Raw genomic sequence first — 22,805 nt, 5'->3', positions numbered from 1 at the left:
AATTGATTTTTTAACGCTAATTCACTGAGGCCGGATGAGTGCTTGGGAATAGCTGTGCTTGAGTAGCGATGGCTACCCACCGGCACTCAACATCTACCACAGCAATCTGCTCTTCAGCGTCATCTCGAACGCAGCGCAGCGAGGAGAGATCTGTTTAATTGGAGCATAGACCAAATACTCCCTCGTTCATTTCTTCTGTGTCATTGCAAACCTTATTATTTTTGAAGCAATCTTTCGGCGACTTGTCATCCAGAGCGCAGCGAAGGATCTCGTTGTTAAGCATTCAACTTAAACTTTTTTTAGCATACGGGAAACATCTTCTAGCGATGTAAAATCGGAGCAAGCTGCACAGTATTCTTTAAAAATTAATCTTTAAATTATAAATTCCGTTAATATGTTTTCGAGATTGCAAATCACGAAGAGCGGAGTTCGCAATCTCCTGCTCACTTGTTATCCCGATGTGTAACGATTTTACATCGGTAGTCGAGGGATCTCTTTAATAGGCATTGAACGTAAGCTTTTTTGAGCCTCTTATAAAGATGCAGCCTACCCATGTAAAATAGGTAAAAGTTGAACTAAGTTTGATATTTAAATTTTGAGTTATAAATCCTATGGTAGGATTTCGAGATTGCAAATATCGAAGAGCGGGTTGTACTTTTATTAGTTAGTATAGTTCTTTTGGCAACTGAAAGAGTTCAATGTGCAATACAGGTATTTCTTTTGGCAATCGCAATAGTTCTTTTAGCAATGGCAATAATACTTTTCGCAATCGCAATTGTTCTTTTAGCAATTGGAATAGTTCTCTCGGCAACAGCGATTGTTCTTTTAGCAATTGGAATAGTTCTCTTGGCAACAGCGATTGTTCTTTTGGCAACAGAGATTGTTCTTATCGGAATTAAAATATTTCTTTTTGTAGTTGATCTAGGTCTTTTTGTAGTTCTGAGTTTTCTTTTTGTAATGGGTGATTTCTTTTTAAGCAGAGTTAGCTGCATGATTACCTTTTGCTATTTTCTTTTGGGTGTTGGGTAATTTCTATTGGAGGAATTTATTTCTTAAATTTTAGTGGTGGAATTCTGCAATGCTAATGTTTTCTAATAAATGTTTAGAACAATAGGGATTGATTTTGTTGTGAATTGTTTTAGAATGCTAAACTCTTGAAAGCTAAGGCTGATATTTGTTTGTACTGGGGTGCGCTTGCTCCGTAAACTGATTTGACATAATTTTTTGTTAAGGCTGCCAGTGCCACTAAGCCTGTTTCTTCGTTGTACATGGTTTCATTGCGGGCTAAGCGTTTATTGCTTAGGTCGGTGGTTACATTTGTTACCCCCAAATTTTCTGCCTTTAGCACATTGTATAAGTTTTGAAGGGTTGCCAATTGTAGTTCTGTTTCGTTCGGTGCGTACTGAGGTATTGATGCCAATAACGAGACTTGCTTGCCAAATGTATCTAACATGTTGTCATATCCGCGTTGTGATACAGAAATCTGATTTACTTCTTTGCCTTCTGCCAGTAATGCTGCTTTGTCTTCGTCGCTAATTTTTGCGGAGGCTCGCTTGCCTTGTAATTTTCTGTTTAGTGTTTGTAGGTTTTCTATTATCGGTTTTGTTACTCCTGAGGCTTTTAAGGCATTTAAAATTCTGGTGCTTAGTTTTTGAATTGGTGCAAATGCCAGTTCGCGAGACGCTACCGCATTACCATAGTTGGCGTTTTCGGCATGTAGTTGATTAATAACTGCATTGGCATCGTTAGATTTGGCTTGTAGACTTGACAATTGAATTGTGGATTGTGAGGGGTTGTAAGCTGCTCCGTAAGCGGTTACAAATGAGATCATGGTTTCGAAGTTTGCCACGTTTTTGGCATGACCTGTTTCATACACTTTTGACATAGGTTTTTAGATTTTAGTGGTTCTTAATTTGGTTAATTACCATTAAGTTACCTAATATTTTCTTTACAAACTAAAGAACAAATCAAAATATTGTTCGTTCATTTTCAATGTCTTACGCCTGTTTTTCTTATAACTTATATTTTCTAAACCTGAAGTTTACTATTGTTTGAATAACGATAATTATTTTCTTTAAAAGAGAAATAAATGGGATTTGAGAGAGGCCATATTTTTAAAAATATTTTTTAGACAATTGTAATTTTTGATGTAATGTATTAAGGTTGGAGGTTGCAAATCTTGGGAAACGAGTATGTTTTCGAGATTGCAAATCTCGAAGAGCGGAGTACGTAAATTCAATGTTCAACCGTTTTACCTTCTCAATATCAAATTTGTTGTCTTTAGATTTACAAGCCTTCAACTGGTTGAAATATTCATTTTCGATATCTACCCAATTGCAGTCTTGACAATTGATGATTAAGCTCTTTAAAAATTCAGATTGAACAAATACATCAAAAAGTTTTTAAGCATAACTTTCAACAACATAATTTTCATTACTATTCACAATAATAAAATCTTGAACAGCAGGAATATGTTAATAAATTAAATAGCTACTAGTCAATTAATTACTTATTTTTATTTTATGCAAAAAATAACAATAAAGGAGTTGGTGGAATTTACAAGAAAAACTACTGATAAGGGAAAGAAAAACTTCGCTTCAAAATTAAAAACTAGAATACCTAAGGAAAAAGCAGACAATGAGGACACGAGTGGTGGCGATTATTGGGTGACAAGCACAAGCTGCATTTACAATGTTTTCAAGCATAATTCAAACGATTTTTATGATGCTAAATTAGATGATCTTGCAAACAAACATGAAGTTGCTGAAGATAAGCGAATAAAATCGATGTATCAAAGAAATATAGACATCTTAACCAGCTTTAAAGATTTCAATCTTAATGATATAAGACCGTCAGAAATCTTAAAATTTGAAACTGTGCAGAAAGTTCATAAGGTGATTAACATTGATAATTTTCCATTGTACCTAAATCCAAGTCTTTTGTTTGCCCATAAGCGCAATGGGAAAAAAGAATTGGGCGCAGTTTGGTTAATACCTAAACTTGGAGGTTTTAAGAAAAATGAATTAGGAATTTTCTGCGAAACACTCTATGAATTTTTAATTAAAAACTACTCGGATAATTATCAAATTTCAGATGATCTATGTATAGCCATTGACACATTCAATGCCCAAAAAGTCGTTTATAATGAATTGTCTGGTGGTAAAATTCCTTATTTACTGCAAAAAACTTTGAATGAAATTAAAGGTTTAAACTAAATTATAGTTTAAACCTGAAAAGATAACAGTTAAATTCCCTGTAAAAAAAGTATCATTTGACTTTCAAAAATTAGTCAACAGCTAGTATTTATGTTGTTGAATGTGTTTTTAACGGTTAATATTTTCGCTTTTATACGTTTATTATAGCATTCTTACTTCTGTCTCAGAAACAAAATACACCTTAATACCTAATTTATCAATTGAATCTTTAATATATACCATCATTGGTTCGTGGTTTATAGGGAATGCTAAAGCAAATTCTGCATCTTTATGCTCTGCCTTATTCATAGACCTTAGTGTTGTAAAAAGTGCGACGGCCCCATGATTCCAGATCTGATTACCAGTAAAATATTGACCGTACCTTTTAGATTTCTGATTAGCGCTAGTTTCTCCTTTAACTTCTACATAAAGCTTTTTTCCTTCCGAACTTTCGGCGGTGATATCAAAACCTTTTTGTTTTGTAGTTAATTGACTTAAAATTTTGTAATTATTCTTTTTTAAATAATCTGCTAATAGTCGTGTAATATCATTCTCTGTTAACATAATTTGGCCTTTAAATATTTTTACATATTCTTTAATATATGCATATTCATATTTTATCTCTTTAAAATGCTTTAGTTGGATATCATTAAATTCATTTTCTTTGAAATCGTGAAAATGAGTTATACAATACCTCTTCAAATTCTCAGAAATAGATAAGTTGAATTTTTGATGATAATAGATAGAATTAATTATACATAAATGCGGCATCGGATTTTCCTCAAGCACCAAATCAATAGTCTTTGTTTTTAAGAAATTAATAAATTTTTTAGTGTAAATAAACTCTTTTGTATTAAAATGAAAAATCACTGAGGAAAAATTAAAGAACGCAGTCGTAGGTAAAGAGTAAAATTCAAAAAGATCAGACTTAACTTTATCTTTTTTGTAAGCCCATGTATTCTCCACGTGCCACAAATCAACACTTAAAGTTCCTATTTTTAACTTATATCCGCCAAAGCTATTTTGTTTGTAATCTAAATTGGACAAGAAACTCATAAGAATAGCATTATCAGTTTTAACTACTAAGTCAAAGTCACGTATTTGTCCATTATATTTAATAAAAAAATTGCGCACTACACCGCTGAAAATATAAATCTCCGAAATTTTTGATAATTCTTCTAAAAAAGAAAAAACCTTAACACCAATCTTATCCTTTAGAAAACTTAAAAAATTATCTGTTTTCGTCTTATCAATAATGTTATTAATTAATTTTTTGTCCACTTAATTTTTGATAATGATTCAGCGCAAACTGATCGGTCATACCTGAGACAAAATCTACAATCATTCTTAATTTGTAGTATTTATCTAATTGCAATATACTATCAGTTTCAGGAAATCCATTTTCAATTAGAGCAACACGTTTTATTCCATTTGATAATAATCCTTCTGCCCTTATTCTATATGCTTTATCTTCATGAAACAAAAACTTTATATAATAATCTAATAATCCAGTCAAAACAGAGTGTCCTGTTAATTCCAGCGAAGTAATTTCTCTTTCTGGGAAAATATGTTTAATCGAAAACTCCTGTAAATGTTTTGCTAAATTATCTTTATCGTCATTGATCAACTCTTTATTGTAAGCCCCTGAAGATATTAAATCTATCTTTGATAAAAAATTTTCTGATGCTAAAGAAACAAGCCTTTGAATTAAATAGATTCTCAAATTCGCTACCCGAGTTATTTCCATACCGTTAGTTTTATGATTTTCTTCTAATTTTAAAAACTGTTCCTTCATCGAAGGAACTTTTATCAATTTTTCCTTAATAAATTCATAGTTATACCAACCTTTATTAAAACCATCTTCTAAGTCCATAACCAAATAACAGATAGAGTCTGCGGCTTCCATTAGATAACACAGAGGATGCCTTTTGATCTCATCCTTTAAAAGTAGATCACAATTATTCGAAATTTCATTTAAATACATCTTCTCGGATTGAAATACGCCTCTTTTCTTTCGATTTATTTTAGATTTATCAATTTTGTCTGTATTAGGATATTTGAGATATGCTCCAAGAGTTGCAGATGTAAGATTTAATCCCTTGTCATCATCAAGTATTTGTAATTTCGTCAATACTCTAAACCCCTGAGCATTTCCATCAAAGTGTGTAAAATCTTCCTCTTCAAGTTCTGTCAAATTAAATAGTTTATCTATTTTAACTTGAATTGCTTCTTTGTCATCAGAATGACAAGTCTTAAGCAGCTCATCTAACTTTTGTTTTTCCTTATGTTGCAAGTCAAAAATATTTTTAAAATAGTTTTGTATTACGGTCTCACCGAAATGTCCAAAAGGAGGATTTCCTATATCATGCACTAAACAAGCACTTTGTAAAATGAGTGGTATTTTTCGAATTAATTCTAATTCAGTTAGACCTGTTAATGTTTGGAAGCCTTCACTTTTACAAACTTTAATTCCTAAAGAATACCCAATTGCCATCACTTCCATTGAGTGAGTTAATCTTGAGTGGGTATTATCATCAGCGGTAAGTGGAAATACTTGGGTTTTATCATGCATCCGTCTCGTAGCGGGACTGAATACTACTCTGCCAAAATCACTTTCAAATGGATTTCTTATATCATCAAAAGTATCTTTAGATTTATCATTGTGCTCAATTGGTCTTGTAGATGTTCGAATACGTGTAGTACTTAATAAATTTTTCCAATTCATCATTTTAGTTCCTGTTTTTTTTAAGCTTTAAAAAAGATTTTTAAATTATAATTTATCATAAATTTCAGGTATATCCGCTACCATGCCCAACTCCCCGTCTACCATTTCATAAACATCTTTTATCGTAACCTGCCCATTCATTAACATAGGCAACAACCAATCTCTCAAAGATGCTAATTCTTGGTTTTGTTTAGAGTTAATAAATATTTTACTATCAAAAGTCAACACAATTTCTTCAAACTGATGTAAAACATTAGAAGACGGATAACAAAGCACTAACGAGTGTAAATCATCTTTAGTTATAGAGCCGAATGTAGTTCCTACAGAGTTAATGTTGTCAAATTTCTTCTTAAAATAACTCATTTGATAAAGCAAGAATGAATTGAAATTGTCTTTGCTATTTAAGGCTGACAATCCTCGACCTATACAGCAATCTTCTTTTGCAACATTAAAAGTTCCAACAGGTGCTCTAACACTAAGAAGGATATCGCCTATTTTAGCAAATCTCGTAGGCTTTGTTGTAAATTGTCTAATAGTCGGGAAACGCCATCCAAAATCAGTTGACCCTTGATAAAATATCATTCCTTCTCCCTCATCATTGTATGATGCTCCATCAGGCGACTGACCCATAGTTATATTTGCAATCTGGCCCAAACGCTTCGCCTCCCAGCCCTTTGGTATCTCTCTTTTCAAAACTTCATCATAAACCATTTCTCCACCTGATGATTTATAAGGTTTACCATCAGCATTAGGAAAGTCAAACTGCACAAACCAATAATCATAAAGCGTTTTGGCCATAGCCTCTAACTCTGCATTTATTTTATTGTTAAGCTCTATTTTATTGTCTAACGCGGAAAGAATAGAAGCGATTTTTTGTTGGGTTGGTAGATCTTTGTAAACAATATCAATTTCTCCAAAGTTTTTCAGAATAATTCTTGGTAGGGCACTTCCAGAAACATATTTTTTAGCAACAGTTTTTTTTACTGATTCTGTCTGTAGGTAGTATTTTAAATAATCAGGAACAACCTTCTTTAGGTTAGGTCGTAATATCCCAATTGATGATAAAATAGCTTGATCAATCTCTTCTTTTATTACAAAAACATGTTTTAAATAACTACCGTCCTTCGCTATTAGGATATCATTTTTAAGCGGCTTACAGTCGTTCCTCTTTAAAAACTCATAGTCTTCATTTGTCACATATTTGGTTTCAGAATAGTTGAAACCATTTTCTCTCATATCTTTTACTGAAAGCATTGGAATTCCAACAAAGCTATCTTTTGGGCTATAATGCGAACCATCAGTAATTCTTAAACAAAGGTCTTTTAATTTTACAAGATTATTCAAATTTCAATCCCTCCATTTGCTTCTGAATTTCTACATCTAAAACATTTCCCTCAGCAAAAAGACTACTTAACGTATTTTCAAACCCTGCCATCTTTTCTTTGAACTCCTCAGCCGTAATATCCACATAATCAATCTTCACTTCAAAATATTGCCCAGCTGAGAATGAATAATTTTTCGCTTTAATATCTTCCGCAGCTACCACTACACTAAAATCATCTTCTGCCACTTTATTGTTCATCGCATCAATAATGCGTTGCTCTTCGTTTGGCGTTAAAACTGTACGTTGGTTTTTACCTTCTTTAATGGTTTGCCCCAATTTACTGGCATCTACCAAAACAATATGTTCCGCATCGGCTCTGTTATCTAAAAACAAAACGCTTACGTTGGTACCTGTACTGGCAAAAATATTACTCGGCATACTTACCACACCACGTATTAATTTACGTTCTATCATTGCTTCACGTATTTTACGCTCAATACCACTTTGAGCAGTAATAAAGCCAGTTGGTACCACAATAGCAGCCTTACCTTTTTCGCTTAAGCTGTACATGATATGTTGGATAAACAGCAGGTAAATAGCCATACTTTCTTTCTTGGCTTTCGGAATATTGGGTATGCCAGCAAAAAAGCGAGTTTTGTTGATGTCTTTATCTAAGGCAACACTAAAATCAGAAAAATCTAATTTAAAAGGTGGATTAGAAACAATGTAATCAAATTTTTCTTCTCGGTAGTAAGGCTCTAAAATAGTATTGCCTTTAATGATATGCGGTATGCTATGGCTTAAATTGTTCAATACTAAATTCAAACGCAACATATTGCTAGATTTTTGCGAAATATCTTCACTGTAAATGCTGCAATTGTCCTCACCTATTGCGTGTGCAATGTTCATCAATAACGTACCAGAACCTGCACTTGGGTCGTACACTTTTACGCCTTTAGGCCTGTCGTTTACCATAATAGATGCCATGATACGGGCAACCGCATGTGGCGTGTAATATTCGGCATATTTACCACCGCTATCGGTATTGTAATCTTTAATCAGATATTCGAAAATGGTGGCAAAGAAATCATATTTCTCATTAAACATCCCCTCGAAGCTAAACTCAAACAACTTGCTGATTAAAGCCTTGCAAAAAGCATCACGTTGTGAAGAGTCGCTAATGAAATTGCTCAACTCATCAAACATTTTATCTTTTGCCCCACTTGCCGCTTTTACCGAATAAATCTCTGCATTGTTAATACTGATTTCTCTTAAGGTATCATCAAACAACTTGGCAAAATCGTTACTGTTTTGCTTATTGTGTAAATAGGTGATAGTTTGGTGCGGATATAATTGTGGTGTGTTTGCATTGATAAACGCCAACAAGAAATTGTATTGTTCTTCATCTAGCGCTTCTAAAGCTTCCTGAAAATTTTCTGCTTTGGCTAAGTTAAACTGTTCAATGGTTTTGGCCTCGAAGGCAAACTTATCGTTCATAAATTTATACAGAAAAACCTGTGTAATAATTTTGAACTCGTTGCCATCATTCCCCAAACCGTAATTGGCGCAAACGCTTTTTAGGCTATCAATTAACTGTTTGGTTTTGGTGATAAATGTTAAATCGGTCATTTATAAATAATTGTTATACTGTTGCAGGTATTCGCCTGCTATGAGTGTATTGATGTTTTTGGTGGTGTTATAATCTAATTTAATTTTTTGTTTGGTTACAAACTCATTGGCAACAAGATTAAGTAAGTACTTTTTAAAGAAAGCTTCATTATCTAAAATATTGTTGTTGTTTGACAACTGCTCATCTGTTTGATGTTTTACATTCATTAAAGCTTCGTGCAATTGTATTTCTTTGGCAGAGATGCCTTTGTTTTCTACCAAACGTTTATGCAAACGAGCATATTTTTCGTCTTGCTCATATTTGCTTTTCAGCAGGTTATTTTTACGATTAAGCTCTGTTACCCGATCGTAAATAGATTGCAAGAGCAAGATATTATCTCGCATATCTTCCTGCTCTACTTCGCCCAAGTTTTTCTTTTTAAAGATGCGTTCTAGTTCTTCTCTTAAGGTTACAAATTCTGGGTCTTTTTGGTCGAAATTATATAAAAGCGCTTCTCTTGTTCGTTTCAACTGCCCACGCAGTTGGTCGGCCAAAATGAGTTCTTCTTCTGATATTTTTGTGAATAAAAAGATAACATCCTCGAGTGCCGAATTTAATAAATTAGTGGTATCGGCTTCGTTATTTATGTTGTCAATTAAATTTAGTTTATCTAATTGTGCTTGTGCCACACTTAATAATTGGTGCAGTTTAAAGAAATCGAGTTTATCCAACTGTTCATCCAAACCTTTTAAGCGGATGATGTTCTTAAGCTCTTTGGCATTGCTCAACACTTTAATCAGCTCCAACAAATCCTTTTTGTCTTTAATTTCGCTTACCTGCTGACTAAATATCTCAGCATTAATGGCATCAAAGTGGAAAAGCTTTTCTTTAATTTCCAAAATTTCGGCATCAATTTCTTCAGCTGATTTAAAAAGGTTGGTGTAGTTCTGCATTTCATCGCCTAACTCTCCCTGCAGCTCTTTGAAGTAATTATCGTTGGTATCTTTAAATGCACTGGTGATATCGGCAAAATCTACCACGTAGCCATATTTGTACTTTTTATATGGACGGCTTACACGAGTTAGCGTTTGCAGTAAATTATGGTCTTTCACCACTCTTGCCAAATACAACTTCTTCAATCGTTTGGCATCAAAACCCGTCAATAACATATTAAAAACGAATAGAATATCTATTTCTCCCGCTTTAAATTGCTTAACCTGTTCTTTTCGGTCGTCTTTAGAATTGATGTCATGTAAAATTAACGCTCCCTTAAGCGGTTTACTTAACTTTTTATATTCAGCAGGTTCTTCAGCAACCATACCCAAAGATTGCATTTCTTGTACACCATATAATTCCTCAAAATATTCAAACAAAGTTTTGGCTTGGTCGCTAGTATCACATACCACCATTCCGCCTAAACTATCATCAGTTTCGGTTTTTCTAAACTGGATTAAATCTTTTACAATATAATCCAACATTGGCTTTGCAAATTTGGGATGCGCAAAAACTTGGCTTTTTGGGACATCGCCCTCCAATATTTTAATCTGTTCTAGCACCTCTTTCAATTGCATTTTATAGGTAGTATCAATCCCTTCCCTAATCAAACGCAAAGTATAGCCATCTGCGATGGACATGTTGTAATAATACTTGTGGATGTATTCACCAAACAATGCTTTGCTATCAAATTCTTTGGCCACTTCCCGTAACAAAGGCGTTCCGGTTAAAGCAATCTTAATGGCATCTTCATCAGAACGAAGTAGGTTTACCAATGCGGTACCTTTCGGATTATATCCACGATGTGCCTCATCGATAAAATAAATTCGTTGGATGTTGATGTCGTAAGCCAAATCTTTTACCGCAACGGTTTCTTCTGTAAATTTTTGAATGTTAACTACAGAAATTTCTCTATCGCCAGAGCTGTTATGTACAACACTTACTTTTTTAATATCTTCTAAAAATTCGGTTCTCGAATTTACACGGTTAACTACCAAACCTCTGTTTCCAAACTCAGTACTGGCTTGGTTAGCCAAATCAATACGATCTAGAATGAAATAGAATTTGGCAATGATGTTTCGCTTTTGGAAATGATCTGTCAAAAACTTAACATTATAATAAGCCAAGGCTGTCTTACCGCTTCCTTGGGTATGCCATATAATTCCTTTTTTAACTCCCTCATTCAGTTTACGCTCAATTGCTTTTGTAGCAAATATTTGCGGATAACGCATGATGTGTTTAAGCGTAATTGTTTTGCCCTTAATTTCTTCATCTACATAAGCAATAGCATATTTTAGTATAAAAGCCAACCTATCTTTACTAAGCAAGGAGGTTAAAATGGTATTGGTAGGTGTGTTGTAATGTTTATTGGTAATGAACTCTGGAGAATGTTTAATGGCGATGATATTGTTATCCTTTAAAATTAGATTTTCTATTTCATCGCTTTCGGCAGCCAATAAATGAGTTAGGTTTAAGTTTTCTTCTTCCCTAAAATAGTTGAATTGTAAATCAGCATATGCAGATGTAGCGTAATAAGCACCTTGCAATGGTTCTATTACTCCATCTTCATAAGGCATGTTGTTAGAGAACAACATCATTTGAGTGATGTTAGCGAAACGCTTAAATTTCTTGTTCTTATAACGATCATTAATGCGTTTACGCTCTGCCAAAACACCATCTTTATTGTTAGGCTTTTTAACTTCGATAAATACCAAAGGCATTCCGTTAATTAAAATGGTTATATCTGGTCTAAATTCTTCTTCTTCGTTTTTACAGGTTAATTCTGTGGTTACATGGAAGCTATTGTTATCAAATCTTTCAAAATCAATTAGCTTTATCCCGGATGTTGCTGTTAAACTTTTATAAAACTCACGCCCTAAATCATCAAAATCGAGTTTAAGTGTTAGCTCCTCTAAAAGTCTATTTATATCTGCTTCATCTACACCAGGGTTGATTTTGGAAATACTCTGTTTAAAAACGGTAGGGAATATATTTGTTTCTTCTTGCCTATATTGCTCTTTTCTGGAAATATAGGTATAGCCTAATCTTAACAGGTGCAATATTGCGGGTATCTTAACTCTTGAATCTTCGTTGAAAGCCATTCAATCTACGGGTTATTTAGGCGAATTTAAATAAAACATTCTCATTATAATCAATTACAATGAACCGTAATTCAAATAATGTAGGTAAATTTATCTATTTAATTACAATCACACTGATAATCAAAAATGTACTTGTGAAATCTTTCACCATAAGAGGCAGACATTCCGTAACCTCCATATTGAAAAGATTGCCAGTTTGAATTGGGTATTCCGCAAAAAAGATATGATTTAGTTTTAAAACTATATTCATTTTCTTTAATGTCTGCAACCACGTATACCTTATAATCGTAAGTATAGGCAGTAACTTTTGAGAGCCATGATGACCCTAAAGAATAACTTGTTAAAGTTGCTTTTTTATAACCTTTAGAAATAATAAATTCTAAAAGATCATTACATTTTACTGTTTGAGAGATAGCAACCGTAACTACAAATTGCATTAAAATCACTAATAAGAGCTTTTTCATTTGAGAACATTTAATATGTTACAATAATATACAAATGTTTGAACATTAAATTCCGGTTTCCCGTAAACCCAAAATTTACCCTTGTTTTTCTCTGGTAATTCCCTCCATTAAATCTTGCAGACTTACCGTATTTAAGTTTTTGCGTATGGCGGTGATGGCACAATACTGCAGCACATTTAAGATGGAAGCAGCTGTTAATTCATGATTTTCGGCGATGGTATTTAAATTGATGTCGGATGCCAATTGCGGTTTGCCATTAAAAGCATTTTGCCATAATTGTAAGCGTTGTTGCGCATTGGGCGGAGGAAAATAAATGCTGTTTTGGAAGAGTGGATAAAAACGAGGATCGATGTTGGTTTTGCGTTCGGTAGCTAAAATGACTAAACCCGCAAAGTCCGCTAACTGTTTTAAAACGGATGCGTTAATTGTGTTAACATGATGATCGTTAGCAGATTGAGCGTTGACTGGTTTGCTGAATAAGGTATCGGCTTCGTCGAAATATAAAATCCAATCCCTTTGGGTAGCCGTTTTAAAAAGCTGGGCTAGGTTTTTTTCGGTTTCGCCGATGTATTTAGAGCTGAGCGCTGCTGCATCAATTCGGTACACGGTTTTATTTAATTCTTTACCTAATAATGCGGTGCTGAGGGTTTTGCCAGTTCCGGTTGGACCATGAAATAAGGCTCGGTAACCGGGTTTAAGTTTTTGTTGCAAGTCCCAATCTTTAAGTATGGTATGCTGGTGTTGGCACCATGTGGTAATTTCATGGAGGGCGGCTTGGGTGAGCGGGTCTAAAACCAAATCATGCCAGCTGAGTGGAGTTGTTAAAACCTCTCCAAATTGATGATTGAGTGAATGTGCTAAAGGTTTGCCAGTTACAAAATGATCGAACCAATATGGGTTGAGATTGAATTGCGCATTGATTTTAGCCTCGTGTTTTTCGGTTTCGCTAAAGTTGATGACTTCGTTTTGTTGCAATACATGATCTGGAGAAAGCAGTTCGTATCCTTTTAGGAAGAGCATTGGATCATTTGCTGTAATGATGAAGATTAAAGTTTGCAGGGTTGGTACAAAACCACCTTGACTGTTCCAATTTCCACCAAATTCGCTAAATGGTCGATCTATATTTTGGTTACGAAGATACAATAGATCAAGCGTTTGTGGTTTCAAATTTGGCGCAAGGCTTAAGGCTAGTGCCAATCTACTGTAGTTATCCAATTTATATTGATCTACAAAACTGCCATAGCTACTTGTTTGGTCTACTGGAGGTGGACTTAGCTCCTGCCAGTTTCTGGGATCTTGTTGAAAGTGGCCTGCAAAAGCAACATCGATCACTTGAGAAAGCCATTCGAGCTCTTGATGCAAGGCTTTTAAATTTGAGTTGGTTAGCGTCATTTAATTTAGCAATAGGGTTTTGGCTAAGTTAAGATGTTTGCAGCAGAAAGTGAAGTGTCGAGAGTTGGGAAGTTGGGAGTTGTGAAGTTGGAAATTATTTGAGTTAAACTTTATTAAAATACTGTCACGTGAGCGTAGTCGAAGCGCATTACGGGTCTTCGACTACGCTCAGACTGACAACAATTATGAAAATTATATGCGTTTAACACCCCTCCTAAAACCCCAAACCTTAAAATAAACGGTTTCACCCACCCGCCTCTCAATCCCTCTGTTTATGGAGAGGGAGCCGAATAGCCAGAGTTCTACCACCAACTTTGATAGGGTGAGGTCTTCGACTACGCTCAGACTGACAAAAATGATGAGATTTGACTTCCTCTCTAGTTACCCTGATAATTACCCACCAATTCAATAAGTAAATCTGGTTTGTTGGTAATGATGCCATCCACTCCCATATTGCTTAAATTGATCATGTCTTCTTTTTTGTCTGCCGTCCAAGGGAGGATGAGCATATTTTTTTCGTGTACTTTTTTTACCATTGCTGCATCTACCCCACTGTAATACGGACTGTAAATGGCTGGCGTAAAACCTAAGTTTGCTAAATCTTCTTCAAGACCAACCTTTTTGGCATTCATTTGTTTAAAATAGGCTTCTACCTCTTGGGCAGTAAGTCCGTATTTTTTAAGCTGATCTGCTGTAAGGTTCATTTTACCTTGCACCAATAGCGCTAGTTTTACACTCGGCTCGGTTTGATGTAAAATCTGCAAGGTTCTTACATCAAAAGATTGAATGATTAGTCGGGCTTTGATATTTTTTTGATTGATGACCTGCATTAATGTTTGCACAAAAACAGCTGGTTTAGGATGGAACTTATCATCGCCCTGCGGTGAACATTTGGTTTCGATATTGTAATAAACCGGCTTTAAATTGTTTAGTTTAACATAGGCTTCTACGCTATCAATTAAATCACTTAACAATGGCTTATGGCTTTTTAACTTTACCTGCTCTGGAAACATAGGATGAGTTTTAATTCCCATGCTGTAGCGACGAACACTGTCGTAAGCCATTTGATAAATATTATGGTTTTTCTCGTCTTCTTTTGCAATTTCGGTACCATCGGGTTTACTCATAAAAGCGGCCGACATGTACGTATCATGCGAAACTACCACTTTGCCATCTGCGGAAATGACTACATCTAGCTCTAAGGTTTTAGCACCCAACTTTACTGCATTTAACATCGCAGGGATGGTATTTTCTGGTAGTAATGCCATGCCACCTCGGTGTGCCTGCACATCTAATTTTTGTTGGGCAAATGCCAAATTAGATGCTAATAAGGCTAGAGTAATTAATTTCGCTTTCATACTTACTGTAAATTTAATGCCCAAATTTAAAAGCTGGTATTGCGCAATTGTGTTAGGGGAATATTAAGTTTTGAGTTGGGAAGTTGGTGAGTTGGGAAGTTGGTGAGTTGAGGAGTTCTGAGTTGAGAGTTAAGGAGATTTAAAGGTCTTCGACTACGCTCAGACTGACAATATCTATGATAAATCACTATAACAGACCTTTATACAATCAACCAAATATTCCGTCCAAACGGTTACACTCACCCACCTCTAAATCCCTCTCTTTTAGGAGAGGGAACCGAATAACCCGCGTCTTACCACCAACTTTGATAGGGTGAGGTCAAACGCCTATCGCTAACCGCTTAACTATTCCTTAAACATAATACCCTGAACAATGTTCACTACATGGAAAGCACCAACACTAATACCTTAACATGATTACCATATATACAGCAGAGGGATGGCAAATTATTACCCAGCGGAGCCACGGACTATTGGCAGGCCAGATTTGCGCAAGATGGAAACTTAACGATCAGCCATCGAGGTGGACAGAAACCTTGATTGCCACAGCAGAACACGACGATGTTTTTAATGAATTTGAGCGGAACCCGCTGATAGACCCCAATGGTGCACCGATCAATTTTAAAGAAACTAGTTTTGAACTTGACGCTGCTCAACGGTTGATGGACATGGCGCTCACCAAAAGTCGCTTTATTGCTTTACTGATTAATCGGCACATTAGATTTACCCATGGTGATGATCCCCTAGCCGCTTCATTTATTGCAGACTTAAAGCAGCAGGAAGTTATTTGGCTCAAAGAGGCTGAGGTTAAGAAAAAAGAGCTCGATCAGGCCTACGAACTCCTTGAATTTTGTGATGCTTTTTCCCTATTGATCTGCCAATCTTTAATTCCACCAGAAGGCCGCCGACTAGAAATTAGCTGTGGGCCAGATGGCACTTCATATACCCTATACCAGAACCAAAACCGAATTATTGTAGAACCTTGGCCTTTTGCAACAGCAAACTTCGAAGTGCTAATGGAAACTAGAATCATCAATCAGCTGAAGTTTAGTAGTGATGATCAATTCCGAAAGATGTTAAAATCATGCCCAATACAAATGGTAAAATGGAAACTTGCCAACAAATGAGATTGCTGCTGACTTGAGCTAAACTTGATGTTATTACCATCGTTAAATACGGTTAAAATAGGTAAGCGAATTACCTCTTCCCCATGCTCCGTGTAAAACATTATCCTTACTAGGCTTGTTGATGAAACAATATGGCTCGAAAAAAAAGCATCATCTCTAAGCAGCATTATACCAAGGCATTAGCAAGTGAACAAGCTGGCAACTCTGATGCTGCGCTTAAATATTACCAAAGGGCTGTTGTGAGTGATCCATCGAACATTAAGGCTTGGAACAGGCAGCTAATTCTCTACCGAAAATTAAAATCGAAGGCGCAAGAAGTAAAACTCATCAAAACCGCGATTAACCAATATCAAAAAAGCATAGCTGATCAGCATGAAAATTGGTTAAAAAATCACCAGCAAAAGGCAGAAAGTTCGAGAGCTTTAGCCAAGGTATTAGGTATGCTAGAAGAAAATGGACTGCCAAAGGCCGAGCATCCGATAGTGGAAAAATGGGAAACGAGACTGTACCTTTTGAATTACCGAATTAAAAATGCCAGAAAGAAAAAAAGTACGGCAGCTAAAAAGAAATCGAGTGGGACAAAAAAAATTATCCAACGGTAAATTGCTCAATAAAGTTCTTCCTTGGTACCATGCACAGGTAAGGATAGCTGCCATTTAGCTGTGGCCGATGTCTCAATTCATATAAAAAATAGCCTCCCAAGTCTATCACAATTGGAAACTTGGCCTGATACCAAACCCGATGAGGATTTAACCACCTAAAGGAATACAGATGCCCAGTTCTTTTGATATCCCTGAGCTCAGGATGGTGAAAAGTTAATACCTTGGGCTTTTCTACTCCAGCAATCAACTCCTTTTTGCGTACCATAGTTAAGTTAGCGGTATGACTAAAATCAAAATCAGCAATGGCTGGATCATCCATTAAAGGTAAATTTTTTAGCACCCTAAAACCTTTAAACTTGTGACCGTTTACTACCCAAATCATTTTAGGATAAAAAGCCTCCCGACTAGCCAATTCAGCAACAGAAATCGGTGAATTTTGAAATTCAATGGCAGTTCCGCATGGAGTAAAAACATCGGCCCTATGGCAATAACCCTCGGTTTTACTTAGAAATGTCCGTTCCCTAAACTCCAATGGAAAGGCCGTTTTCCAATCCCTATGCCAATCGGTTTCCCCATATCTTTTTTCTATCGCCGCAGCTTGTTCAACATCAACTTCCTGTAATTCGCCAAAAAACATATCCATCCAATAAACGCCACAAATATCCTAAAAATTATAGCCTAACAGCTACAAGTTTTAAACATGTTTAAGAAAAAATTGCAATTAAAGGCTTACTATTCCGAAGCCTTCAGGGCTGTGGTTAAACTCGCAACAGCATCCTGAATAGTTACCCGTGGACTATAACTTGGATCTTCTATCAAACAAATCAAATCAGCGAGAATATCCTGCACACACTTTCCATAAATATCACTTTTAGTTGCCGAGAGTTTAAAATTCCCAGTTAGCATATGGTCTACAGGATAACTAATCCCCGCAGCAGAAATCCCTTTTTCACGATCACCATGCTCGAGCGCTTTAACATTAGCTAACTTCCATTCGGGTAGTGCATTGAAGAGGTCGCCACTCGAGCCCTCAACCATTGCTGTCACGCTTCCCGACATCGGGATCCAGCCATTAATCTCCACTCTTGCCAAATCAAATTGGAGCCTAATGGTAGTCTGTTCAAAAAAGTCTGGTCCAGAAAAGCTATGGTAATGTTGCGCAATTAGCCCACCATCATATTGCACAGTGGCCGAAACCTGATCTTGTTGCGCTTGATTTCTCCAACTCGAAACCCCATTTACCCTAAGCACCTGCTGAGTGGTTAGAGAATTGATCACATCAAAAAAATGAACACCATGCTCTACCATTATCCCGCCAGAAAAATCCCTGTTCCAAAACCAATGGTCGGGCGGTAGTGAGCTGTCTTGTGCATAGTTGGAAACCTCTGCCTGTCTTAATTCTCCTAAGCTTCCGCCTAAACTCAACTTGGCTATTTCCTTTAGAATTGGATTATAGCGCAACATATGGTTGACCATGATACGCATACCTGTCTGCTGGTGTGTCTTTAAAATGGCATCTGATTGCTCAAGAGAGATGGCAACAGGTTTCTCTAACATCACGTGTTTGCCAGCATTCATGGCCGCGATAGCAATCTCAGCATGAACCGATGGCGGGGTTACGATGCTCACAATATCCACCTGATCTGATGCCACCAGCTCCTCCCAATGGCGATAAATCTTGCAACCTGCCACTTCATGCAACTCTACTTTAGAATCTGCAATAGCTACCACACTTACCTGATCCATCTTTTCCCACCATTGCTGAAGAAACTTTCCAAACCCACCGTAGCCAATAATTCCAACCCTATATTTTTTCATAAATAAACAATGTTTTAATTGCCATAAGACTAACTCTTGGAAAGAAATATTGTTTTTATTAATTGTTAGTAAGGGTTAAAGATGGGAGTTGAGAGTTGGGAATTTGAGATTGTGGAGATTAGTATTTAGTGTTTAAAACTTCCTTATAATGCTAGCCCATAAAACCTATGAACACCAACTTTATCATTCAAGCTCCTCTACCTCGCTAACAAAATGAATTTTCATCACCACATCTTAACCTTTAATTAAATATTACAGCATACTTTACAGCTTAAGCATAGCTCAAGTAGGGATCAAGTATAGATCAAGTATAGATCAAGTATAGATGAAGTATTGTTGAAGTATAGTAACAATTTTTGGTCAAAAGTTAAAAACGTTCTTATTTGCATTAAAATGCCTGTTATACGTAAATATGAACGTCAAATAACTCCAATAATTTGTTTATTAAGTTTTCTTTTTAGTTAACTAACGGAACCCAGTAAATCGATGTATTTGGCTATGGCTAATTGGTGAAGGTGTTGAGTTGAAAAATTTGTGAATTGGATAGATATTAGGTGAGCCAATGATAAGTTTACTAGATCAGGTAAACGCCAAACACTTTTACCTACACACCCTCAATCCAACTCTTCAAGGAGAGGGAACCGAATAACCTGCATTCCACTACCAACTTTAATAGGGTGAGGTTAAACACTGCCCCACTAAGCGAAATAAATAGTAAATGTGGTTCCTTTTCCTAAAACACTTTCTACTGATAATCTGCCGCCGGTAGCATTGATAATTTTTTTGGCTAGGTATAAACCAATACCACTGCCTTCAATATCTTGATGCAACCTTCCGTACATCTGAAAAATTTTGCCCAAGTCTTTTTCACTCATTCCTTTACCATTATCTACAATAACTAGCGTAGTTATACCATCAACTTCTGCAGATACAATTTCTACAATCGGCAATTCATCACCCTTAAATTTGATGGCATTGGCAATGAGATTAAAAAGAATGCTCCGTAAATTTTTTTTAGAAAAATTGATTTGATTGATGGGTAAATTGCATTTAATTTTTGCCCCAGATAGTTGAATTTTATCTTGCAAACTCCATTCTATATTTTCTATAATTTCTTCGATATTAACCATTTCCATGTGACTGGTTTCGCTTTCAACTTTTGCGATCACAGAAATATCGGTAATCAATTGCCTGTAAGTTTTAATAGACCTATTGATGAGATTAAGTACATCTATAAGTTTTTCATCCGATAAGGCTATATGGTTCATTACATTTATGCTAGTTTCTATGTTACCTAAGGGAGCCAATAAATCATGCGAAGCCGTATTTATAAAATTGTCTAAGTCTTCATTAATGCGCAATAAACTCTGATTTTTCCTATCCAATTCAAGTTGAACATCTTTTAAAGCGGTAATATCTCCAAAGGTGATGATTGCACCATCGGGCTGGTTGCTTTGCTGGTGCAGGTATGGCATAATCATCATTTGGTACCATTTACCTTCAGTAGTCTGAATTTCTTGCGAAACAATGTTTCCATTTTTCATTACTTCTTTGATATCGGGCAAAATACTATGAAACTTGATATTGGTAGAAATATGACTTATCGGCCTGCCAATATCCGAATCGCGTAAATTCATAAGCTTTACTGCCGCTAAAGAAAATTTCATGAGCTGCATTTCGCCGTTTATGAAGAGTTGACCATTAACATTACTCCTAAAATAATTGTTAAGATCATCGTTGAGCTCCATTAATTCGCGGTTTTTAAGCTGATAATCTGAATTGATGGTATGTAATTCTTCATTAACAGATTGCATTTCTTCATTGGTACTTTGCATCTCTTCATTGGCAGAAACCAGCTCTTCATTAAAAGATTGCATATTTTCGTTTGATGCATCTAATTGCTCTACCAATACATTGTGTTTGTTTTTTAACGATTTAACCTCAAATTCTAGATCCTGTGTGTACTGATCAAGATAGGTTTGTCCATCAAACAATGCTGTATTACTATCAATAGGTTTTTCCGATTCTTTGAGCAACAACATGAGTAATTCTCCGGAACCATTTTTATTGGATATTGGAGCAACTGTGAGGTTTACATTTAGCTTTGTTTTATCAATTTGTATGGGAATATTTGATACAATTTCTTTTTTATTGGTACGTAAAACCTTTGCGGATGACACCTGAAGCGCAATACCTAAAGATGCTGGCAACAATGAGTTTAAATCATTATTAAAATTCTCTTGAAGTAAAAATTTAGAAGTATCACCATAAGATTTAATGACTTGGTTATTGGAGTCGATAAAAAGACAAAGGCTATCGGTTTCTAAAAGCAATGTATTGGCCATCAAATCGCTAAAATGTTGCGATGAGGTTTGTTGGGCATTGCTGCTAAATGGGGTGCTATCATTTCTCACTAAAGGCATTTCTGGCAGCGAAAAGGCATCGTAATTAAGTGAACGTTTGCCTTTGGTATTTTTAAAGATTTTATAGCGTTTGTCAATAACTTCTAAATTGCTTAATATGGATGTTGGATTTTCGCTTGAGCCTAAAAAAAGATAACCTTGTAACTTTAATCCAAAATGTAGCATGGCAAATACTTTCTTTTGCAAAATGGGCATAAGGTAAATCAATAGATTTCTGCAACAAACAAGATGCATATTACAGTAGGGTGGATTTTTAACTAAATCATGCTTAGCGAAAATCACCATTCTGCGGATGATCGGCTTAACCGTGTATTTATCTCCCTCTTTGGTAAAATAAGTTGTTAAGTAATCAGCAGGTATTTGACTAATTTTTTCATTAGTATAACTCCCCTTGGCGGCATAAACCATTGCGTCGCTATCTACATCGGTAGCAAATATTTTAACAACAACATTTTGATATGGGCACACTAATTTTTCGGCAATGGTAATGGCCATCGAATAGGCTTCTTCTCCTGTGGCACAACCAGCAACCCAAACTTTAAGTTCTTCTCCGGGTAATAATTTGGCTAATAAATCTGGGATTACTTTATCACTGATAATCGCAAAAGCACCTGCATCTCTAAAAAAAGCTGTTACACTAATCAGAAAATCTCCTGCAAGTAGCGTTAATCCCTCTGGCGATTTTTTTAAAAATGCTAGATATTGTTTAAGAGAAGCAAAATTTTCTTGTTCTGCCCTCTTTTTAGTTCTTCTTAATATGGTTGTTTGTTTATAATCGGTAAAATCTATTGGAGATACTTCATTAATGAGCGCCAAAATTTCTGTTATACACTGCTGTTCATTCAAATGAAGTGAACTATCTTCTCGTTCTGCAACAAATTTTGCAATTGAAGCTGGCATATCCTGAGGTTCCAGAACAAAATCTACCACCCCTGTGGCAATTGCATGTGCGGGCATACTAGAAAATTCGCTTGTTGCCGGATTTCTTACCATGACTACGCCTCCACCTTCATGAATAGCCATTACGCCTTCTGTACCATCAGAGCCTAAACCAGACAATACCACACCAACCGCTCTATTGCCACAACTAATTGCTAAAGAATTAAAAAAGGTATTGATGGTAAGATGTGGCCCCTTTAGTTTTCCTTTTGCCGTTAGGTATAACACTCCATCATCCACAGTCATAAACTTATCATTTGGGATGAGGTAAACTATATTTTTTCTAAGTTCATCTCCCTCTTTTGCCTCTCTAATTTCTAAGTCGCTGTGTTTGGCAAGTAACTCTACCATTCTACTTTTAAAATCTGGCGACAAATGCTGTACAATTACGTAAGCAACTCCATCTAAAGGAGTATTATCAAAAAAAATATTAATTTCTTCCATACCACCCGCAGATGCACCTATGGCAATAATGTAACTTGGTTTTTGGCTTAACATGAGATAGGGTTGAGAAGATGAGCAGCAAAAAATACTGAGATGAGTGGGGAATTGTTGAATATATGTATAATTAATTGACAATAGCCTTTTTAATTCATAAACTTGTTAAAGCAGTTAATAAATAAAAAGCTTATGGGTTTATACCATTTTGTTGGCTAATAGTATAGGACCTCATACCAAACCATTAAACCTAATCGCTTAACTCATGTATACTCACAAAAATGCGCTTTGAATAAA

At 35.6% G+C, this 22,805-nt stretch carries 16 protein-coding genes; 4 read left to right on the top strand and 12 right to left on the bottom strand.

All coding sequences use genetic code 11. The features are described from left to right. Positions 1-678 precede the first annotated feature (678 nt). On the top strand, positions 679-1,029 hold the full coding sequence (locus AC07XU_RS09535; protein WP_494943415.1) for a hypothetical protein: 351 nt from the start codon (positions 679-681) through the stop codon (positions 1,027-1,029). 109 nt (positions 1,030-1,138) lie between these two features. On the opposite strand, the gene AC07XU_RS09530 is transcribed toward AC07XU_RS09535, so the two are convergent. Then, complete coding sequence (locus tag AC07XU_RS09530) at positions 1,139-1,885, bottom strand: hypothetical protein (RefSeq protein ID WP_494943414.1); 747 nt, start codon at positions 1,883-1,885, stop codon at positions 1,139-1,141. Positions 1,886-2,522: 637 nt separating this feature from the next. On the opposite strand from AC07XU_RS09530, the gene AC07XU_RS09525 reads away from it, so the two are divergent. Further along, positions 2,523-3,215, top strand: coding sequence for a hypothetical protein (locus AC07XU_RS09525; protein ID WP_494943413.1), 693 nt, complete (start codon positions 2,523-2,525; stop codon positions 3,213-3,215). Between the two features lie 141 nt (positions 3,216-3,356). On the opposite strand, the gene AC07XU_RS09520 is transcribed toward AC07XU_RS09525, so the two are convergent. The 8 genes from AC07XU_RS09520 to AC07XU_RS09485 form a co-directional block, all read right to left on the bottom strand. Beyond that, positions 3,357-4,475, bottom strand: coding sequence for a hypothetical protein (locus tag AC07XU_RS09520; RefSeq protein WP_494943412.1), 1,119 nt, complete (start codon positions 4,473-4,475; stop codon positions 3,357-3,359). Continuing rightward, complete coding sequence (gene dgt, locus AC07XU_RS09515) at positions 4,456-5,922, bottom strand: dGTP triphosphohydrolase (RefSeq protein ID WP_494943411.1); 1,467 nt, start codon at positions 5,920-5,922, stop codon at positions 4,456-4,458. The genes AC07XU_RS09520 and dgt overlap by 20 nt, the downstream gene beginning before the upstream one ends. A gap of 42 nt (positions 5,923-5,964) precedes the next feature. Continuing rightward, entirely contained in the window at positions 5,965-7,155 is a 1,191-nt protein-coding gene (locus AC07XU_RS09510; protein ID WP_494943410.1) for a restriction endonuclease subunit S, read from the bottom strand. 100 nt (positions 7,156-7,255) lie between these two features. Continuing rightward, positions 7,256-8,872: an HsdM family class I SAM-dependent methyltransferase gene (locus tag AC07XU_RS09505; protein ID WP_494943409.1), complete on the bottom strand. Its 1,617-nt coding sequence runs from the start codon at positions 8,870-8,872 to the stop codon at positions 7,256-7,258. Continuing rightward, positions 8,873-11,947: a type I restriction endonuclease gene (locus AC07XU_RS09500; protein WP_494943408.1), complete on the bottom strand. Its 3,075-nt coding sequence runs from the start codon at positions 11,945-11,947 to the stop codon at positions 8,873-8,875. It lies immediately after the preceding gene. A 98-nt stretch (positions 11,948-12,045) separates the two neighbouring features. Beyond that, positions 12,046-12,411, bottom strand: coding sequence for a hypothetical protein (locus tag AC07XU_RS09495; protein WP_494943407.1), 366 nt, complete (start codon positions 12,409-12,411; stop codon positions 12,046-12,048). Between the two features lie 75 nt (positions 12,412-12,486). Next, on the bottom strand, positions 12,487-13,803 hold the full coding sequence (locus AC07XU_RS09490; RefSeq protein ID WP_494943406.1) for an ATP-binding protein: 1,317 nt from the start codon (positions 13,801-13,803) through the stop codon (positions 12,487-12,489). Between the two features lie 377 nt (positions 13,804-14,180). Beyond that, on the bottom strand, positions 14,181-15,161 hold the full coding sequence (locus AC07XU_RS09485) for a glycerophosphodiester phosphodiesterase family protein (RefSeq protein WP_494943405.1): 981 nt from the start codon (positions 15,159-15,161) through the stop codon (positions 14,181-14,183). 413 nt (positions 15,162-15,574) lie between these two features. On the opposite strand from AC07XU_RS09485, the gene AC07XU_RS09480 reads away from it, so the two are divergent. Further along, complete coding sequence (locus tag AC07XU_RS09480) at positions 15,575-16,288, top strand: DUF3891 family protein (RefSeq protein ID WP_494943404.1); 714 nt, start codon at positions 15,575-15,577, stop codon at positions 16,286-16,288. 131 nt (positions 16,289-16,419) lie between these two features. Next, the gene (locus tag AC07XU_RS09475; protein ID WP_494943403.1) at positions 16,420-16,890 is read left to right on the top strand and encodes a hypothetical protein; all 471 of its coding nucleotides are present in this window, start codon (positions 16,420-16,422) and stop codon (positions 16,888-16,890) included. On the opposite strand, the gene AC07XU_RS09470 is transcribed toward AC07XU_RS09475, so the two are convergent. The 3 genes from AC07XU_RS09470 to AC07XU_RS09460 all read right to left on the bottom strand — a co-directional run bounded on the left by AC07XU_RS09470 (position 16,877) and on the right by AC07XU_RS09460 (position 22,568). Then, positions 16,877-17,527 carry a competence protein CoiA family protein gene (locus AC07XU_RS09470; RefSeq protein WP_494943402.1) on the bottom strand — a complete coding sequence of 217 codons (651 nt, stop codon included), beginning with the start codon at positions 17,525-17,527 and terminating at the stop codon, positions 16,877-16,879. The genes AC07XU_RS09475 and AC07XU_RS09470 overlap by 14 nt on opposite strands. 95 nt (positions 17,528-17,622) lie before the next feature. Next, entirely contained in the window at positions 17,623-18,708 is a 1,086-nt protein-coding gene (locus AC07XU_RS09465) for a Gfo/Idh/MocA family protein (protein WP_494943401.1), read from the bottom strand. 698 nt (positions 18,709-19,406) lie between these two features. Next, positions 19,407-22,568 carry a chemotaxis protein CheB gene (locus AC07XU_RS09460; RefSeq protein ID WP_494943400.1) on the bottom strand — a complete coding sequence of 1,054 codons (3,162 nt, stop codon included), beginning with the start codon at positions 22,566-22,568 and terminating at the stop codon, positions 19,407-19,409. Between the last annotated feature and the right edge of the window lie 237 nt (positions 22,569-22,805).

This window comes from Pedobacter sp. GW456-11-11-14-TSB4, assembly GCF_059424425.1.
This window is presented reverse-complemented; position numbering and strand designations above follow the sequence as displayed.

What these genes read in the sequence shown, in the direction of transcription:
- dgt (WP_494943411.1), bottom strand. Translation starts at nt 5,922, where the DNA reads ATGATGAATTGGAAAAATTTATTAAGTACTACACGTATTCGAACATCT.
- AC07XU_RS09495 (WP_494943407.1), bottom strand. Translation starts at nt 12,411, where the DNA reads ATGAAAAAGCTCTTATTAGTGATTTTAATGCAATTTGTAGTTACGGTT.
- AC07XU_RS09470 (WP_494943402.1), bottom strand. Translation starts at nt 17,527, where the DNA reads ATGTTTTTTGGCGAATTACAGGAAGTTGATGTTGAACAAGCTGCGGCG.
- AC07XU_RS09490 (WP_494943406.1), bottom strand. Translation starts at nt 13,803, where the DNA reads ATGACGCTAACCAACTCAAATTTAAAAGCCTTGCATCAAGAGCTCGAA.
- AC07XU_RS09530 (WP_494943414.1), bottom strand. Translation starts at nt 1,885, where the DNA reads ATGTCAAAAGTGTATGAAACAGGTCATGCCAAAAACGTGGCAAACTTC.
- AC07XU_RS09475 (WP_494943403.1), top strand. Translation starts at nt 16,420, where the DNA reads ATGGCTCGAAAAAAAAGCATCATCTCTAAGCAGCATTATACCAAGGCA.
- AC07XU_RS09460 (WP_494943400.1), bottom strand. Translation starts at nt 22,568, where the DNA reads ATGTTAAGCCAAAAACCAAGTTACATTATTGCCATAGGTGCATCTGCG.
- AC07XU_RS09510 (WP_494943410.1), bottom strand. Translation starts at nt 7,155, where the DNA reads ATGAGAGAAAATGGTTTCAACTATTCTGAAACCAAATATGTGACAAAT.
- AC07XU_RS09500 (WP_494943408.1), bottom strand. Translation starts at nt 11,947, where the DNA reads ATGGCTTTCAACGAAGATTCAAGAGTTAAGATACCCGCAATATTGCAC.
- AC07XU_RS09525 (WP_494943413.1), top strand. Translation starts at nt 2,523, where the DNA reads ATGCAAAAAATAACAATAAAGGAGTTGGTGGAATTTACAAGAAAAACT.
- AC07XU_RS09465 (WP_494943401.1), bottom strand. Translation starts at nt 18,708, where the DNA reads ATGAAAAAATATAGGGTTGGAATTATTGGCTACGGTGGGTTTGGAAAG.
- AC07XU_RS09505 (WP_494943409.1), bottom strand. Translation starts at nt 8,872, where the DNA reads ATGACCGATTTAACATTTATCACCAAAACCAAACAGTTAATTGATAGC.
- AC07XU_RS09480 (WP_494943404.1), top strand. Translation starts at nt 15,575, where the DNA reads ATGATTACCATATATACAGCAGAGGGATGGCAAATTATTACCCAGCGG.
- AC07XU_RS09485 (WP_494943405.1), bottom strand. Translation starts at nt 15,161, where the DNA reads ATGAAAGCGAAATTAATTACTCTAGCCTTATTAGCATCTAATTTGGCA.